A 16,252-nucleotide genomic window follows, 5' to 3' on the forward strand; every position below is an offset into this window, starting at 1 on the left:
GTGCTAAAAATAGCAATTCTGCTTAAATTATAGTAGAATTGAAAAGTATAAATGAGATTAAGGGGTGAAATCATGGAATTTGAAGAAAAAACGCTGAAGCGCGATATCAAGTTTGAGGGCCATATTTTCACAGTTGCTGTTGATGATGTTGAACTGCCAAATGGACTAGGCACAGCCAAGCGTGAGCTGATTTTCCACAAGGGAGCCGTGGCTATTCTAGCAGTGACATCAGAAAATAAAATTATTCTTGTCAAACAGTATCGTAAAGCTATTGAAAAAATTTCCTATGAAATTCCAGCAGGCAAGCTTGAAGTTGGAGAAAATGGCTCAGAACTTGAAGCAGCAGCTCGTGAACTCGAAGAAGAAACGGGTTACCAAGGCGACTTAAGCCCCATTTATGATTTCTACACAGCTATTGGTTTTTGTAATGAAAAAATCAAGCTTTATCTAGCAACCAACCTAGTTAAGGTGCCAAATCCCAGACCAAAAGACCACGATGAAGTTCTTGAGCTTTTCGAACTCAGTCTGGAAGAGTGTATGGACATGATTAAAACAGGTCGGATTTGCGATGCGAAGACTATTATGGCTTTACAGTATTATGCCTTAACAATTGGAGGAAATGTGTCGTGAGCAAACCGCTTTTGACAGATGAGATTATTGAGCGATATAACAGAGGAGAAACTCTGGAAGACTTACTTCATGAACATGAACTAAAGACAGGTCAGACCATAAGACTTGAAGAAATTGACATCGACCGGATGATTAAAAGTCGTCGCATTGAAAATGCTAAGAAAAATCAATTTCGTCGCAAACTAAACCTGATTTTAGTTGTGATATTGCTCCTTCTAGCTCTCCTCATGTACGCTATTTTTAATTGGTAACATCATTAAGAAAGGTCTTCAGATGAAAATTGGTATTATCGCTGCCATGGAAGAAGAATTGCGCACCTTATTGCCTCATCTTCAAGAAGCGACTGAGATAGAGGTTCTCGGAAAAACTTATTATAAGGGAAAACTTGGCCAGCATGAGGTGGTTTTGGTGCAATCTGGTATTGGCAAAGTCATGTCAGCTATGAGTGTTGCCATACTTGCAGACCACTTTGAGGTTGACGCCCTCATCAATACGGGTTCTGCTGGAGCAGTAGCTGAGGGACTGGCTATCGGAGACGTTGTCGTTGCTAGTAAACTTGCTTACCATGATGTTGATGTGACCGCTTTTGGTTATACTTTTGGGCAAATGGCAGGGCAACCACTGTATTTTGAAAGCAATAGTCACTTGGTGACGATTTTTGAGCAAGCCTTGAAAAAGCAAGGCTTACCAAGCCACATCGGACTCATTGCGACGGGCGATAGTTTTATTGCGAGTCAGGAAAAAATCGATATAATCAAGAGTCAGTTTCCTGATGTTTTAGCTGTTGAGATGGAAGGCGCAGCTATTGCGCAAGCGGCACAAAATATTGGAAAACCATTTGTGGTTGTCCGTGCCATGAGTGATACAGCCAACCACGATGCAAACATCAGTTTTGATGATTTTGTCGTCCAAGCAGGAGCTAAGTCTGCTCAAACCCTTTTAGAATTTTTACAACTATTGTAAAAAGATGACTCTGGTGTAACAGAAGCAAAAAACTTACTATAATATCTTGAAAAAAACAGAAATTACAGACAATTTGTGTTTTTTTATGATATAATAGCGTAAGGTGGTAAAATAGCAAAAATTACCAACAAGAACAGCAAGAATGGGAGTCAAGTGAATGGCTAGAAGTGGCTTTTTTACAGGTCTAGATATTGGAACAAGCACTATTAAGGTGTTGGTCGCTGAATTTATCGGTGGCGAAATGAATGTTATCGGAGTTAGCAAGGTTAAAAGTGCAGGTGTCAAAGATGGCATTATCGTTGATATTGACGCAGCAGCTGGTGCTATTAAAACTGCTATTGAGCAAGCTGAGGAAAAAGCAGGAGTAAACATTGAAAAAGTCAATGTCAGCCTGCCTGCAAACAGTTTGCAAATTGAAGGGACTCAAGGGATGATTCCGGTCCCAAGTGAGACAAAAGAAATTCGTGATGAAGATGTTGATAGCGTCGTGAAGTCAGCTTTGACAAAGAGCGTTACCCCTGAGCGCGAAGTGATTACCCTGATTCCTGAGGAATTTATCATTGATGGCTTCCAGGGCATCAAAGACCCTCGTGGCATGATGGGAATTCGCTTAGAAATGCGTGGTATTCTTTATACTGGTCCAAGTACTATTCTGCACAATTTACGTAAATCAGTTGAAAAAGCAGGAATTGCACTTGAAAATATTGTCATTTCACCTCTTGCTATGGCACAAACAGTGCTTAACGAAGGTGAACGTGAATTTGGTGCTACAGTGATTGACATGGGTGGTGGTCAAACGACTGTTGCTTCTATGAGAAATCAGGAATTACAATACACCAATATTTATCCAGAAGGTGGAGATTATGTGACTAAGGATATTTCTAAGGTTCTTAAGACGTCACGGGATATTGCAGAAGCACTTAAATTTAACTTTGGGAATGCCAATGTTGAAGCAGCAAGCACCACAGAAACTGTTCAAGTGGATGTAGTTGGTGAAACTAGCCCGATTGATGTCAGTGAGCGCTACCTAGCGGAAATAATCTCTGCACGTATTCGTCATATCCTAGAGCGTGTTAAACAAGATTTGGATCGTGGACGTGTGCTTGAAATGCCAGGTGGGATTGTTCTTGCCGGTGGTGGTGCAATCTTGCCAGGTGTTGTTGAACTAGCTGAAAAAGTTTTTGGCACCAATGTTAAACTTTACATTCCAAATCAAGTTGGAATTCGCAACCCAATGTTTGCTAATGTCATCAGTTTAGTTGAGTACGTTGGTAACATGACCGAAGTTGAAGCAATTGCGCAAAATGCAGTTCATAATGAGGAGCTTCTTCGTCGTAAGCCAATTGACGTTACCCCGACTTATCCAACGAGTTCTATCCAGGCAGTGACCCCACCGCCAACTCGTTCAGTGCCAGCAGTTCCCCCAGCTGAACCATCTGCTCAAGCTACTGAGAAAGTTGCTGACAAACCTAAGTTGGGTGACCGTGTTCGCAGTATCTTCGGTTCTATGTTTGATTAAATATTAAAGTGAGGAAAAAAATGGTATTTTCATTTGATGCAGCGTCTGTAACCGGCGCAATCATTAAAGTAATCGGTGTCGGTGGTGGTGGTGGCAATGCTATCAACCGTATGATTGATGAAGGTGTAGCGGGTGTTGAATTTATCGCAGCTAATACAGATATTCAAGCTCTAAGTTCTTCAAAAGCTGAAACGGTGATTCAGTTAGGCCCTAAATTAACTCGTGGGCTTGGTGCTGGAGGACAGCCTGAGGTTGGTCGTAAGGCTGCTGAAGAAAGTGAAGAAGTTCTGACAGAAGCACTCGCTGGCGCAGATATGGTCTTTATTACTGCAGGTATGGGTGGAGGATCAGGCACAGGTGCTGCTCCAGTTATTGCGCGTATCGCTAAAGGTCTAGGTGCTTTAACAGTTGCTGTTGTCACTCGTCCATTTGGTTTTGAGGGAAATAAACGCGGTAACTTTGCGATTGAAGGAATTCAAGAGTTGCGTGAACACGTGGATACTCTCCTCATTATTTCAAATAACAATCTCCTTGAAATTGTTGACAAAAAGACTCCGCTTATGGAAGCACTTAGTGAAGCAGACAATGTTCTTCGCCAAGGTGTTCAAGGTATTACGGATCTTATCACAAGTCCAGGACTTATCAACCTTGACTTTGCCGATGTTAAAACAGTTATGGCGAATAAAGGTAACGCCCTCATGGGAATCGGTATCGGTTCAGGTGAAGAACGAATCGTTGAAGCTGCGCGTAAAGCAATTTACTCTCCACTTCTTGAAACGACTATTGATGGTGCCCAAGATGTTATTGTCAACGTCACTGGTGGCCTCGACATGACCCTTACTGAGGCTGAAGAAGCATCTGAGATTGTTAGCCAAGCTGCTGGAAGCAATGTCAATATCTGGTTGGGAACATCAATTGACTCAGATATGCGTGATGAAATTCGTGTAACAGTTGTTGCAACTGGTGTAGGTCAGGAAAAGACACAACGTGTTATTGGTGGTTTTGCACAATCGCAACCTCAACAGCGTAACTTCACACAAGCGAGTACTCCGCATCATCGTCAAGCACCAGCTCAATTTGACATGGCTGAAAGCTCAGAAGTTCCAACGAGTCAAGGAACTACCCAAACTCAAACGCCAACACAGAGTCCATTTGGCGATTGGAACCTTCGTCGTGAACCCATCGCGCGCCCAACAGAAGGCGAATTGGATAGCCAACTCTCTGTAACAAGTTTTAAAGATAGCTTTGAAGGGGACGATGAGTTGGAAACACCTCCATTCTTTAAAAATCGTTAATTATGACATTACAAAGTCGAGTTGAAAAAGTGTTTAAGTCGGTTGCAAATGCCTGCGAGCAAGCAGGACGTCCAACTGATTCAGTATCTGTCATAGCAGTGACAAAATATGTTGATCATAACATGGCTAGCCAGCTTGTAAAAGCTGGCGTTCGCCATATCGGTGAAAATCGTGTGGATAAGTTTCTTGAAAAGTATGAGGCTTTGAAAAGCGAAAATCTTAAATGGCATCTAATTGGTAGTCTGCAGAGACGAAAAGTTAAGGAAGTCATTAACTTAGTTGATTATTTTCATGCGCTTGATTCAGTAAAATTGGCTCAGGAAATCCAAAAAAGGGCTCAGCATACCATAAAATGCTTTTTACAAGTTAATATTTCAGGTGAAGATACTAAACATGGATTTTCAATTGAAGAACTAGATGACGTTTTGCCTGAATTAGAAAACTTAAACAACCTTGAAATCGTTGGTCTCATGACAATGGCTCCATTTGAGGCAGACGAAGAAACCTTGGTAGATATTTTTCAAAAAACAAAAGTTTTACAGGAACTGTTAAAAGAAAAACAAATAAAGAATATGCCAATGACAGAACTTAGTATGGGAATGTCTGGCGATTATCCAATTGCCATTCGAGAAGGTGCCACTTTCGTGCGTATTGGAACGGCATTCTTTAAATAAATGGAGGACACATGGGACTTAAGGAACGTCTAAATAATTTCATCTCATATTTTGATACTGATGAAGTATCTGAGATTGAAGAGTTCGAAACTTCAGAATATCAAGAGCCTGCCCGACCAGTTGCACCCGTTCAACCTGCACCTCGTCGTCAGGAAACACAGCGAGTGCCAGCCAGAGACCAATCGCATTTGCGACCAGTGGTTGAAGCTGGATCAACTCTAGCACAGCAACGTGAACAAATGATGCAGAATGCTCCAGTCATAGAAAAGACAAAAATTGCAATTAAATACCCGCGTCAATACGAGGATGCACCTGAAATCGTTAATCTTTTGATTGAAAATGAGAGTGTCCTGATTGATTTTCAATATATGCTAGATGCCCCAGCGAGACGGTGTCTAGATTTCTTAAGCGGTGCCAGTACGGTACTTTTTGGAAATTTGCAAAAGGTTAGCTCATCAATGTACCTTTTGACACCAGCTAATGTTGTGGTTGATATTGAGGACTTGGGCTTGTCTGAAGTCGGACATCGTGGCGAGTCTTCGAGTTTTGATTACGATATGAAGAGACGATAATATGCTAGTTGCTTATGTTTTTGGCATCTTATTCAAAGTGATTGAGGTCTACATGTTGTTGCTGGGTGTTTATGCCCTCATGTCGTGGTTTCCAGGTGCCTATCAAACGACACTTGGAGGCTGGATATGCTACTTTGTTGAGCCTCTCTTGAAACCATTTCGTAAACTCAACTTGCGATTTGGAGTTGTTGATATCACAGTCTTAGTGGTATTTGCCGCTTTGAACTTTGTCCGTTACTTATTACTTCAGCTTTATGCTATGATTTTCACCCTATGGTAAATAATGGCAGAGCTATCTATCAGCATTTCCGTCCTGATGAGCAGGTTTTCATTGAGAAAAGTTTTGACTTAATAGAGCAAGTTAAAGCCACTTATGCTTTTCGGGTGACAGAATTTCTCAATCCAAGACAGGTTTCCATTTTATCAAGTCTAATTAATCAGGCTGGTCTGAGTGCTTATTTTTCGACAGACTATTATGATACAGAGTATGCCAAAGTCTTAGTCGCGCCAGATTACTATACCTTGGATTTGAATGATTTTGGAATTAGTCTGCTTGAATTATCTTACAATCCTAAGTTCAACCATCTAACTCATCGTCAGATTATGGGAACTTTGATAAATCAGCTGGGGGTCAAGCGCAGTATTTTTGGTGACATTTTGCTAGCAGAGGGTAAGGCACAGATTCTGGTCGAATCATCTATGGCGTCCTACTTTGTCCAAAATATCACAAAAATTGGTAAGGTTACAGTTGCTCTGAAAGAAGTAGAGCTTAATCACTTGCTCCCTTTGCTTGTCCATCGTCAAAGTCAGGAGATTTTGGTGGCTAGTTGGCGAGCGGATGCCATTGTTTCAGAAACTCTGAGCTTATCTCGCAGCAATGTGACGAAACTTTTTGATAAGGAATGGGTTAAACTCAACTATGCTAGTTTAGGGAAAAGTTCTCAAGAACTTGAAGTTGGGGATTTGCTGAGTATTCGTGGCTATGGGCGCTATCAGATTGCTCAGCAAAAGGGTTATAGTAAATCAGGAAAAATTAAACTTACAATAGAAAAAATAACAGAACTATGAGGAGAAACTAATGGCTTTAACGACACTTGATATTAAAGATAAAACGTTTAAAGTAAAATTCCGTGGGTACAGCGAAGATGAAGTTAATGACTTTTTGGATATCGTTACAGATGATTACGAGGCTTTGACACGTGCTAACCGCGAGCAAGAACTGCGTATTCGCGACTTGGAAGAAAAGTTGGCTTATTTTAATGACATGAAAGAATCATTGATGCAGTCAGTTTTATTGGCACAAGAGACAGCTGATAAAGTGAAAGCGTCTGCCCAAACAGAAGCTACTAATGTCATCAATAAGGCTACATATGACTCTCAACATTTAATTGAAGAAGCAAAAATGAAAGCTAATGAGATCCTACGAGATGCGACTGATAATGCTAAGCGTGTTGCTGTTGAGACAGAGGAATTAAAACGTCAAAGTCGTCACTTCCATCAACGTCTTTTGTCAGCTATGGAGAGCCAAGTAAATCTGGTAAATTCACCAGAGTGGCAAGAACTCCTGCAACCGACAGCTGTTTACCTTCAAAATTCAGATGCTGCCTTCAAAGATGTCGTTGAAAAAGTTCTTCAAGAGAACTTTTCAGATACCGATGAGCCTGTGACATTTGATGCCACTCGCCAGTTTACTCCAGAAGAGATGGAAGAAATCTATCGTCGTGTTGCGGAAGCAAACTTGGAGTTGGAAAATGCTCAAGCTCAGCAGGATCATCTTTTTGAAGAAGTTCCAGCTGAAGTAAATGAAGAAGTTTCAACAGACACACAAACGTTTACTGTAAAATTTGAGGAATAATAGTATTCTTTGAACGGTTTTCTCCGGATATGAAAATTGAAGATGAGTGGACGTAACGATAAGTTTGTCCCTAATATTAATGAAGAACACAGTTTTATCGTGATATGTTAAGCGAGTAAGGGGTGGTGTGAGCCTTGCAATCTCTCCGATAAAATTATCCTCTTCCTGTATTCTAGCTGAAAGCTGAGCTATTAAGCTAGGAGGCGTGGTTGCCTTATCGACCAAAGAGAGCTTGAGGCAGTAAGACTACCTCAGGCTGAATTAAGGTGGTACCACGAGCAATCGTCCTTTGGATGATATATTGTGGTACCTTTTTCATTAAATGATATAGAAAGATTGAAGTACAATGAAATTAAAAGAAACCCTAAATCTTGGAAAAACGGCCTTCCCAATGCGTGCAGGCTTACCAACACGTGAGCCAGAATGGCAAAAGGCCTGGGATGAAGCAAACTTGTATGCCCGTCGTCAAGAACTCAACGTAGGCAAGCCAGCCTTCCACCTCCACGATGGCCCTCCATACGCAAACGGAAATATCCACGTTGGACATGCTTTGAATCATATTTCAAAAGACATCATCGTTCGTTCTAAGTCTATGTCAGGCTTCCGAGCACCTTATGTACCTGGTTGGGATACGCACGGTCTTCCGATTGAGCAGGTCTTGGCAAAACAAGGTGTCAAACGCAAGGAAATGGACTTGGTCGAATACCTTGAAATGTGTCGTGACTATGCGCTTAGTCAGGTTGACAAGCAACGGGAGGATTTTAAACGTTTAGGAATGTCTGGCGATTTTGATAATCCTTACATCACTTTGTCTAAAGACTATGAAGCAGCTCAAATCCGTGTCTTTGGTGCCATGGCAGACAAGGGCTATATCTACCGCGGTGCTAAGCCTGTTTATTGGTCATGGTCATCTGAGTCTGCCCTTGCAGAAGCCGAGATTGAGTATCACGATATTGATTCAACCTCTCTTTACTATGCCAATAAAGTTAAGGATGGTAAAGGTATTCTGGATGCCGATTCTTACATTGTAGTTTGGACTACAACACCATTTACTATCACGGCTTCACGTGGTTTGACCATGGGGGCAGACATTAACTATGCTGTGGTGAAGCCTGCAGGTACTGACCGTAAATATGTGCTTGCCGAGGCCCTTGTTGATAGATTGGCAGAAAAATTTGAGTGGGAGTCTTTTGAAATTCTTGAGGTTCGCCCTGGTAGCGACTTTGAGTACATCGTTACTGAGCATCCTTGGGATACGGAAGTTGATGAATTGGTAATCCTTGGGGACCATGTCACGACTGAATCTGGTACAGGGGTTGTTCATACAGCACCATCATTTGGTGAGGATGACTACAATGTTGGTATGAAATACGGCTTGGAAGTTTACGTGACAGTTGACGAGCGCGGACTTATGAATGAATTGGCTGGTCCAGATTTCCAAGGGCAATTTTATGATAAAGTCCTTCCAACCGTCAAGGAAAAATTGGGTGACCTCTTGCTTGCTAGCGAAGTCATCAACCACTCATACCCATTTGACTGGCGTACTAAGAAGCCAATCATCTGGCGTGCAGTACCTCAGTGGTTTGCTTCTGTCTCTGACTTCCGACAAGATATTCTTGATGAAATTGAAAAAACAACTTTCCATCCATCATGGGGTAAAACACGTCTTTACAACATGATCCGTGATCGTGGTGACTGGGTCATCTCTCGTCAGCGTGCTTGGGGTGTGCCACTTCCAATCTTCTATGCAGAAGATGGTACAGCGATTATGACCAAGGAAGTGACAGACCACGTTGCTACCCTTTTTGAAGAGCATGGTTCTATCATCTGGTGGAAATCTGAAGCAAAAGATCTTTTGCCAGCTGGTTTCACTCATCCAGGTTCACCAAATGGCGAATTTACTAAAGAAACGGATATCATGGATGTTTGGTTTGACTCAGGTTCTTCTTGGAATGGTGTCATGAACGCCCGTGAAAACCTTGCCTACCCAGCTGATCTCTACCTTGAAGGTTCAGACCAATACCGTGGTTGGTTTAACTCATCCTTGATTACCTCTGTTGCTGTAAATGGTCATGCGCCATATAAGGCTGTCTTGTCACAGGGCTTTGTCCTAGACGGTAAAGGTATGAAGATGTCTAAATCATTGGGTAATACCATCCTTCCAAGCGATGTGGAGAAACAGTTTGGTGCGGAAATCTTGCGTTTGTGGGTGACTTCTGTGGACACTTCTAACGATGTGCGGGTATCCATGGAGATTCTTGGACAGGTATCTGAAACCTATCGTAAAATCCGTAACACCCTTCGCTTCTTGATTGCAAACACATCCGATTTCAATCCAGATACTGATAGCGTTTCTTTTGACAATCTTCGTCAAGTTGACCAGTACATGACTGTTAAATTTAACAAATTGGTCGATACTGTCCTTTCTGCCTACAATAATTACGAGTTCATGGCTATCTACAAGGCGGTAAATAACTTTATCACCATTGACTTGTCTGCCTTCTATCTTGATTTTGCTAAAGACGTAGTTTATATTGAAGCATCTGACAGCTTAGTTCGCCGTCAGATGCAAACCGTCTTCTACAACATTTTGGTTAAAATCACCAAGCTCTTGACACCAATCCTTCCTCACACCGCTGAAGAAATCTGGTCATATCTTGAGCATGAGTCAGAAGAATTTGTTCAGTTATCAGATATGCCTCAAGTAGAAGTTTTTGAAAATGCGGATACTTTGCTTGCTGATTGGGAAGACTTTATGACCTTCCGAGCACAGGCTCAAAAAGCTCTTGAAGAAGCTCGTAATGCAAAAGTTATCGGTAAATCATTGGAGGCTAACTTGACTGTCTATGCCTCAGGTGAAACCAAAGCCCTGCTTGAAAAACTTAACAGTGATATTGCCCAACTTCTTATTGTCTCACAATTGACAGTAACTGAAGAAGCTGCGCCAGCTGATGCGATTAGATTTGATGATGTTGCATTTACAGTTGTCCATGCATCAGGCGAGGTCTGCGACCGTTGCCGTCGTGTGGATGAGACGACAAAAGATCGTAGCTACAATGCTTACATCTGTGACCATTGTGCTTACATTGTTGAAACAGCCTATGCAGAAGCAGTTGCAGAAGGATTTGAAGCTAACGTCAAATAATCTTGCTAAGCTAGCTTGGATCTTCTAAAATTTAAAAGCAGTTTAACCTCTTGTTTGAGCAACTGGAATTAGACCAGTTGCTCTTTTTTTGCTATAATAAAGAGTAAAACATTTTGGGTCTTCCCCTTCAGAAAGGATAGCGGATGCTTTCCGCTAGTAAATACAATGGATTTAACACAATATATTGCATCTATCGACAATTATCCTAAAGAGGGTATCACTTTTCGTGATATTTCTCCACTTATGGCTGATGGCAAAGCTTATAGCTATGCTATTCGTGAGATTGCACAGTATGCATGTGACCATGATATTGACATGATTGTAGGTCCCGAGGCTCGTGGATTTATCATTGGATGTCCAGTAGCTGTTGAACTCGGAATTGGCTTTGCTCCTGTTCGTAAGCCGGGCAAATTACCGCGCGAAGTCGTTTCAGCTGACTATGAAAAAGAATACGGACTTGATACTTTGACCATGCACTCAGATGCGGTTAAACCAGGTCAACGCGTACTTATCGTTGATGACCTTTTAGCAACAGGCGGAACGGTTAAAGCGACGATTGAGCTGATTGAAAAACTTGGTGGTGTGGTAGCTGGCTGTGCCTTTATCATCGAACTCGATGGTTTGAATGGACGTGAAGCTATTGGGGATTATGATGTGAAAGTCTTGATGAACTTTCCAGGATAAAAGTATTAGAGTCAGTACTTTACAGGCTGGCTTTGTCTCGTGGTATAGTTTCAAACTATGACTAAGTCTAGTAAAATCATATTTGAAACCTATATCGCCATTCTCTATAATGAAAGTATGATATTTTAGAAAGGGAGAGCGAGGTTGATTTTTCAACTCACTTGGTAGAAAGTGGAAATTTAGATTTCCCTATGTCCAGAATAAAATAATTTTAGGTCTATTTTATCGCTCTTAGGATTTTGTTTATGCCAATTACCCTCGATAAGAAATTGCCAGCCGTTGATGTTTTGCGGGCGGAAAATATTTTTATTATGGATGACAATCGTGCCAATCATCAGGACATTCGTCCTTTATCTGTCCTGATTCTTAACCTCATGCCAACTAAGGAAGCGACAGAAACGCAGCTGCTCCGCCATTTATCTAATACTCCACTTCAGCTAAATGTTGATTTTATCTACATGAAAAGCCATAAGTCAAAAAATACTCATGCTAATCATCTTGAGACTTTTTACAAGACATTTGATGATATCAAGGATAAGCGTTATGATGGACTCATTATCACGGGGGCACCTGTGGAAACCTTGCCTTTTGAGGAGGTTGATTATTGGGAGGAGCTGACTAAGATTTTTGTGTGGAAGGAGAGCCACGTCTATTCGACCCTCCATCTTTGTTGGGGTGCTCAGGCAGGTCTTTATTTCCGCTATGGTATTGAAAAATGGCTTCGCAAGGAAGGGAAATTGTCTGGCATTTTCAGTCAAGATGTCATTGCCAGAACAAGCCCTCTTATGAGAGGTTTTGATGATAGTTTTATGGCGCCACATTCGCGTTACACTGAGGTTTTAGAAGAAGATGTTGCCAAAATTAGTGACTTGGACATTTTGGCTAAGGGCGATAGTGTTGGTTTATCCTTGCTAGCAAGTAAGGATATGCGGAATGTCTATAGTTTTGGGCATTTGGAATATGACCGTGACACTCTGGCAAAGGAATATGAACGCGATATTTTGGTAGGCAAGGAAATTTCCGTACCTGATAATTATTTTCCAGAAGATAATTCTGATAATGTGCCCACTATGCGTTGGAATCTAGCCGCGGCAACCTTTTTCAGTAATTGGATCAACTACGCTGTTTATCAAGAAACCCCCTATCGCTTGGAAGAGTTATCTCAAACCGTAGAAGAAGAAAGAGAAGAATGACTTATTTAGAACACTTTCAATCGGGCAATCTTGTCCTACCATCGGCTCTTATTTTTCACATCAAAGAGCTTTTTGCAAATACAGATGAGTTTGTGGTTTGGCAGTTTTTTTATCTGCAAAATACGACAAAGTTAGATGAGGTGGCTTCAAGCCAGATTGCTCAGGCTATGGGGAAAACGGTAACAGACATTAATCGCATTATTTCTGGCTTGGAAAAGGCCGGTTTACTGGATGTTAAAACCATTGAGCTGGCTGGGGAAGTGGAAGTTATTTTTGATGCTAGCCCTGCTTTGTCCAAGTTGGACAACTTGCTCAATAAGGTTAAGGCGGATGACAAAAATTTGCCGTACATCGGACAGGGAGAAGCAATTAAGGCGCTTACCGACGATTTGGAGCAAGCTATGGGGATGCTTAATCCTATGATTTTGGAAGATGTACAAAAGTTGGTTTATGAAGATAAAACCGATCCTGAGCTTATTCGAGAGGCTTTGAGAGAAGCTGTTTTCAACAATAAGACCAACTGGAAGTATATTCAAGCTATCCTGAGAAATTGGCGCAACGAAGGTGTGACGACATTGCGTCAGGTTGAAGAACGTCGCTTGGAGCGCGAGCGTATTAATCCTGACAAGATCACTGTTTCAGACGACTTTTTATCAGCTATGAGCATCTGGAGTGATTAAGGTTGTCCTAGCTCCGAACAGATTAGTTTGGAAAGTCGCTATCCACTGTGTCGCAAAGGATGAGAACTTCTAATCAAGGCACCTATCTGCAATCATCTATAAAGGCTAGGACTTTTGTCTCAGCCTCTTTTTGAATAATCTGAAAGTATCATATGGAAATATGAAAGCTATCAGTAATGATTGTTATTATGGTAATCAACAAATTGAAAAATGCCATTTTATTCCTCTATTGACCCTCTGGGATTGGCACAGAGGATGGACTTGTCAGAATTGAAAGCCCTAGTTAAAGGGTTATTGAAATGAGTCAACACGAGAATCTTGTTGAGGATAGGCTTCATGAACTACCCCTGCTTGGTAGCGTTGCTATCAGTTAGTTTGCCCACAAAAAATGTATTTACATCTATCTACACGAGACGAATAAGGCAAGGGCGAATATGGAATTCTTGGTCAGTGACTTTGTGGCATTTGGTAATGTTAAAAATGATAAGATGATGTTTGGGGCTTCGCTTTACAGCGTTTAAATGGGAGATTATGCTCCTTTGGCAAGGTATGCGGATGAACAAATTCCTGCTGATAGCTCTGCCCTTGCTCAAAAGATAAGTGATCTTAATATATTTTTTAATATGAATCATCTTCTTATCTCTTAAATGAGTTGCTAGTCCCTTGCCTCAAGCGATTTTATGGTACAATTAGAGATACTATTGTTTATGGAAGGAAGTAAAGATGTCTCTCTTACAGCGAACGGTTAAGTTGGTTCTAGCAACAGTTTTGGCTATTGGATTGGCTGATTGGGCTGGGCTCGCATATACGACTTCGGCAGGAATCATTGCCATTTTGAGCGTCCTTGATACTCGTAGGTCTTCCTTTAAAATTGCTCGTCAGCGCTTTTTATCGGCGCTTATGGCGCTGGCGATTGCTAGCTTCCTCTTTGCCACTTTAGGCTTCGGGCTACCAGTCATTGCCCTCTACATGGCTCTCTATGTTCCCTTAGCCTATCGTTTTGGTTTAGAGTCTGGTATTCCGCCCATTACCGTTTTGGTTCTTCATCTTTATTTGGAAAAAAGCATAGCGATGAGTTGGTTGTGGAATGAGCTAGCCCTCTTTTTGATTGGAGCGGGAGTGGCCCTTGTTCTTAATCTTTATATGCCATCAAAGCAAAAAGAGATTGACGCTTATCACACCAAGGTTGAAGAACAGTTAAAGGCTATTTTACTCCGCTTTCATGAATTTTTACTCAAGGGTGATGGCACAAACGAAGGTGTGTTAATTGATGAGTTGGATGAAGTCCTAAGTCAAGCGCAGAATCTAGTGTATCTTGATCATAATAATCACCTATTCCACCAGACCAACTATCAGGTTCACTATTTTGACATGCGAATGGATCAGTCGAAACTTTTAAGACAGATGGCTATCAATGTCAACTCCTGTCATCTAGAAAGCCGAGAAAGCGTTATCCTAGCTCACCTTTTTCATGAGACCGCTCAGCAATTATCCCAAGAAAATCCGGCTAAAACCTTACTTGATGACATTTCTGACTTCCGTGAACTTTTTAGGCAACGACCTCTGCCACAAAGTCGTGATGAATTTGAAACACGCGCTGTTCTTTTTCAGTTACTCAATGATATGGAGCGTTTTATCCAACTGAAAGTTGATTTTTATGAAGAATATCAAAATAGTTGACCAGTCAATTTTGACTGGTTTTGTGTTATAATTTTCTTACAGTTTAGATGAGAGGAAGATGTATGAACGAGATTAAATGTCCGCATTGCCAGACAGTTTTCACTATCAATGAGAGTGAATACGCCCAGCTTTTAGAACAAGTTCGTGGGTCTGAGTTTGAACGTGAGATTCATGAGCGTTTGGAGCGTGAGACGGCACTTCTTTCAGAACAGTCAAAAAATCAGCTTCAATCGGCACTGGCTCAGAAGGACTTGGAGTTAGAACAGCTAAAAAGCCAACTGGCCAATCAATCTAGCCAGCAGGAACTGGAAGTTCGCTCTGCTCTTTTTCCAAAAGACCAAGAAATCGCCCAGTTAAAGGCGCGTTTGGAGCAGTTGGAAATGAGCAAGGAGCAGGAAAAGGCTCAGGCTCTTTTGCAGCTAGAGAAGGAGAAGGATGCTATTCAGCATCAACTGGCTTTGCAGGAGCAAAAGGAGGTTCTGGCTCAGCAGGCTTTGGTGGCTCAGTTCCAGCAGGAGCTGGCACAAAAGGATGAACTGATTGCCTATTATAAGGATTTTAAGGCTAAGCAGTCAACCAAGATGATTGGGGAGAGTTTGGAACAGCACTGTGAATATGAGTTTAATCGTTTACGTATGACAGCTTTTCCGCGTGCTGAGTTTGGCAAGGACAATGATGCCAAGAGCGGTTCCAAAGGCGATTACATTTACCGGGAGTATGATGAAAATGGGTTAGAGATCATCTCCATCATGTTTGAAATGAAAAATGAAGGTGATGAGACAGCGACCAAGAAGAAAAATGAACATTTTTTCAAGGAGCTGGATAAGGATCGTCGTGAAAAAAGTTGCGAATACGCCATCTTAGTTTCTCTGCTTGAGTCAGATAATGAGCTATACAATAACGGCATTGTGGACGTTTCCTATCACTATCCTAAAATGTATGTAGTTCGTCCCCAGTTTTTCATTCCCATTATCACGCTTTTGAGAAATGCTGCGCTTAATAGCTTGCAGTATAAGCAGGAACTTGCTTTAGTCAGGGAACAGAATCTAGACATCACCCACTTTGAAGAAGATTTGGAAACCTTTAAAAGGGCCTTTGCAAAAAATTATCATTCAGCTAGTAACAATTTTAAAAAAGCAATTGAGGAAATCGACAAATCCATTGCCCGTATGGAAGCAGTCAAAAAAGCCTTGACAACATCTGAAAATCAGCTCCGTCTAGCTAATAATAAGCTTGAAGATGTCTCGGTAAAAAAATTGACACGTAAAAATCCGACCATGAAAGCAAAGTTTGAAGCGTTGGAAAAAGAGAAAAATTGACTTTCGCACGGCTTTTTGCCATAATAGAAGTAATAGAAGAGCC

General features: G+C 41.4%; 16 protein-coding genes. All 16 read left to right on the forward strand.

Going from position 1 to position 16,252, the window contains the following annotated elements:
* The first annotated feature begins 72 nt into the window (after nt 1-72).
* The 16 genes from G576_RS0102735 to G576_RS0102820 all read left to right on the forward strand — a co-directional run bounded on the left by G576_RS0102735 (nt 73) and on the right by G576_RS0102820 (nt 16,209).
* Nucleotides 73-630 carry an NUDIX hydrolase gene (locus tag G576_RS0102735; RefSeq protein WP_027973276.1) on the forward strand — a complete coding sequence of 186 codons (558 nt, stop codon included), beginning with the start codon at nt 73-75 and terminating at the stop codon, nt 628-630.
* Complete coding sequence (macP, locus tag G576_RS0102740) at nt 627-881, forward strand: cell wall synthase accessory phosphoprotein MacP (protein ID WP_027973277.1); 255 nt, start codon at nt 627-629, stop codon at nt 879-881. Before G576_RS0102735 ends, macP begins: the two co-directional genes overlap by 4 nt.
* Nucleotides 882-903: 22 nt before the next feature.
* A complete protein-coding gene (locus G576_RS0102745) occupies nt 904-1,593 on the forward strand; it encodes a 5'-methylthioadenosine/adenosylhomocysteine nucleosidase (RefSeq protein WP_027973278.1) in 690 nt (229 codons plus the stop codon).
* 157 nt (nt 1,594-1,750) lie between these two features.
* Nucleotides 1,751-3,112 carry a cell division protein FtsA gene (ftsA, locus tag G576_RS0102750; RefSeq protein ID WP_027973279.1) on the forward strand — a complete coding sequence of 454 codons (1,362 nt, stop codon included), beginning with the start codon at nt 1,751-1,753 and terminating at the stop codon, nt 3,110-3,112.
* A gap of 20 nt (nt 3,113-3,132) precedes the next feature.
* On the forward strand, nt 3,133-4,407 hold the full coding sequence (gene ftsZ / locus G576_RS0102755) for a cell division protein FtsZ (RefSeq protein WP_027973280.1): 1,275 nt from the start codon (nt 3,133-3,135) through the stop codon (nt 4,405-4,407).
* 2 nt (nt 4,408-4,409) lie between these two features.
* On the forward strand, nt 4,410-5,081 hold the full coding sequence (locus G576_RS0102760; protein WP_027973281.1) for a YggS family pyridoxal phosphate-dependent enzyme: 672 nt from the start codon (nt 4,410-4,412) through the stop codon (nt 5,079-5,081).
* Between the two features lie 11 nt (nt 5,082-5,092).
* Nucleotides 5,093-5,653 carry a cell division protein SepF gene (locus G576_RS0102765; RefSeq protein ID WP_027973282.1) on the forward strand — a complete coding sequence of 187 codons (561 nt, stop codon included), beginning with the start codon at nt 5,093-5,095 and terminating at the stop codon, nt 5,651-5,653.
* Nucleotide 5,654: 1 nt separating this feature from the next.
* Nucleotides 5,655-5,933: a YggT family protein gene (locus G576_RS0102770; protein ID WP_027973283.1), complete on the forward strand. Its 279-nt coding sequence runs from the start codon at nt 5,655-5,657 to the stop codon at nt 5,931-5,933.
* A complete protein-coding gene (locus tag G576_RS0102775; RefSeq protein WP_027973284.1) occupies nt 5,927-6,721 on the forward strand; it encodes a YlmH family RNA-binding protein in 795 nt (264 codons plus the stop codon). The genes G576_RS0102770 and G576_RS0102775 overlap by 7 nt, the downstream gene beginning before the upstream one ends.
* A gap of 10 nt (nt 6,722-6,731) precedes the next feature.
* Nucleotides 6,732-7,508, forward strand: a complete 777-nt coding sequence (locus G576_RS0102780) for a DivIVA domain-containing protein (protein WP_027973285.1) — start codon at nt 6,732-6,734, stop codon at nt 7,506-7,508.
* 346 nt (nt 7,509-7,854) lie between these two features.
* The gene (gene ileS, locus G576_RS0102785; RefSeq protein ID WP_027973286.1) at nt 7,855-10,653 is read left to right on the forward strand and encodes an isoleucine--tRNA ligase; all 2,799 of its coding nucleotides are present in this window, start codon (nt 7,855-7,857) and stop codon (nt 10,651-10,653) included.
* Between the two features lie 165 nt (nt 10,654-10,818).
* Entirely contained in the window at nt 10,819-11,337 is a 519-nt protein-coding gene (locus G576_RS0102790) for an adenine phosphoribosyltransferase (RefSeq protein WP_027973287.1), read from the forward strand.
* Between the two features lie 245 nt (nt 11,338-11,582).
* Nucleotides 11,583-12,530: a homoserine O-acetyltransferase MetA gene (gene metA / locus G576_RS0102795; protein WP_027973288.1), complete on the forward strand. Its 948-nt coding sequence runs from the start codon at nt 11,583-11,585 to the stop codon at nt 12,528-12,530.
* On the forward strand, nt 12,527-13,210 hold the full coding sequence (locus G576_RS0102800; RefSeq protein WP_027973289.1) for a DnaD domain-containing protein: 684 nt from the start codon (nt 12,527-12,529) through the stop codon (nt 13,208-13,210). The genes metA and G576_RS0102800 overlap by 4 nt, the downstream gene beginning before the upstream one ends.
* 723 nt (nt 13,211-13,933) lie before the next feature.
* Entirely contained in the window at nt 13,934-14,890 is a 957-nt protein-coding gene (locus G576_RS0102815) for an aromatic acid exporter family protein (protein ID WP_027973290.1), read from the forward strand.
* A 62-nt stretch (nt 14,891-14,952) separates the two neighbouring features.
* On the forward strand, nt 14,953-16,209 hold the full coding sequence (locus tag G576_RS0102820) for a DUF2130 domain-containing protein (RefSeq protein WP_027973291.1): 1,257 nt from the start codon (nt 14,953-14,955) through the stop codon (nt 16,207-16,209).
* The last annotated feature ends 43 nt before the right edge of the window (nt 16,210-16,252 follow it).

Origin of the sequence: Streptococcus porci DSM 23759 (genome assembly GCF_000423765.1) — a bacterium.
Lineage (GTDB): Bacteria > Bacillota > Bacilli > Lactobacillales > Streptococcaceae > Streptococcus > Streptococcus porci.

Coding starts and splice junctions, on each gene's coding strand:
- G576_RS0102780 (WP_027973285.1), top strand. CDS start 6,732: ATGGCTTTAACGACACTTGATATTAAAGATAAAACGTTTAAAGTAAAA.
- ftsA (WP_027973279.1), top strand. CDS start 1,751: ATGGCTAGAAGTGGCTTTTTTACAGGTCTAGATATTGGAACAAGCACT.
- G576_RS0102735 (WP_027973276.1), top strand. CDS start 73: ATGGAATTTGAAGAAAAAACGCTGAAGCGCGATATCAAGTTTGAGGGC.
- G576_RS0102820 (WP_027973291.1), top strand. CDS start 14,953: ATGAACGAGATTAAATGTCCGCATTGCCAGACAGTTTTCACTATCAAT.
- G576_RS0102815 (WP_027973290.1), top strand. CDS start 13,934: ATGTCTCTCTTACAGCGAACGGTTAAGTTGGTTCTAGCAACAGTTTTG.
- metA (WP_027973288.1), top strand. CDS start 11,583: ATGCCAATTACCCTCGATAAGAAATTGCCAGCCGTTGATGTTTTGCGG.
- ileS (WP_027973286.1), top strand. CDS start 7,855: ATGAAATTAAAAGAAACCCTAAATCTTGGAAAAACGGCCTTCCCAATG.
- G576_RS0102775 (WP_027973284.1), top strand. CDS start 5,927: ATGGTAAATAATGGCAGAGCTATCTATCAGCATTTCCGTCCTGATGAG.
- ftsZ (WP_027973280.1), top strand. CDS start 3,133: ATGGTATTTTCATTTGATGCAGCGTCTGTAACCGGCGCAATCATTAAA.
- G576_RS0102745 (WP_027973278.1), top strand. CDS start 904: ATGAAAATTGGTATTATCGCTGCCATGGAAGAAGAATTGCGCACCTTA.
- G576_RS0102770 (WP_027973283.1), top strand. CDS start 5,655: ATGCTAGTTGCTTATGTTTTTGGCATCTTATTCAAAGTGATTGAGGTC.
- G576_RS0102765 (WP_027973282.1), top strand. CDS start 5,093: ATGGGACTTAAGGAACGTCTAAATAATTTCATCTCATATTTTGATACT.
- G576_RS0102760 (WP_027973281.1), top strand. CDS start 4,410: ATGACATTACAAAGTCGAGTTGAAAAAGTGTTTAAGTCGGTTGCAAAT.
- G576_RS0102790 (WP_027973287.1), top strand. CDS start 10,819: ATGGATTTAACACAATATATTGCATCTATCGACAATTATCCTAAAGAG.
- G576_RS0102800 (WP_027973289.1), top strand. CDS start 12,527: ATGACTTATTTAGAACACTTTCAATCGGGCAATCTTGTCCTACCATCG.